Annotated in this window: 1 protein-coding gene; it reads left to right on the forward strand. The window is 30.4% G+C overall.

All coding sequences use genetic code 11. The features are described from left to right. Positions 1-117 precede the first annotated feature (117 nt). On the forward strand, positions 118-560 hold a 443-nt coding region (locus ACFOY6_RS24300), incomplete at its 3' end, for a Rha family transcriptional regulator (protein ID WP_379652482.1).

Below are 560 nucleotides of genomic sequence, written 5' to 3' on the forward strand. Positions count from 1 at the left end.
TAGATGAGATGTTTATAATCTCAAAATTATTCAATAAAAATATGGAAGATATTTTTTTACCTAGATGTCACCAAAATGGTAACAAAGAGCACCAAAAAACTTAAAGGAGGATAACAAATGAAAACATTACAAAAAATACAAATTGAAAACAATTCAGAATTAGGAGCAGTTGTTTCTAGTCGAGTGATTGCTCAAGAACTAGAAAAAAAACACGCTCATGTAATTAGAGATTTAGAAAAAATTTTACTCAGCCCAAATGTGGGTTCAGTAATAATTCCTAACGAATATAAAGATAGTACTGGTAGAAAATTGAAAGAATATTTACTAACAAAAGATGGTTTCACTTTATATATGTTCAACATTCAAGGTCATAACGATTTCAAGATGGCGTATATCAATAAATTTAACGAAATGGAAAAACAACTCAAACAACCTGTTGCAAGTTACATGATAGAAGATCCTGTAAGACGTGCTGAGAAATGGATTGAAGAACAGAAAGAAAAAGAAAAGTTGCTTGAGCAGAACTCAATACAACAGCAACAAATTGGCGAGTTAAAACC

Origin of the sequence: Teichococcus aestuarii, assembly GCF_042651065.1 — a bacterium.
GTDB classification, from domain to species: domain Bacteria; phylum Pseudomonadota; class Alphaproteobacteria; order Acetobacterales; family Acetobacteraceae; genus Pseudoroseomonas; species Pseudoroseomonas aestuarii.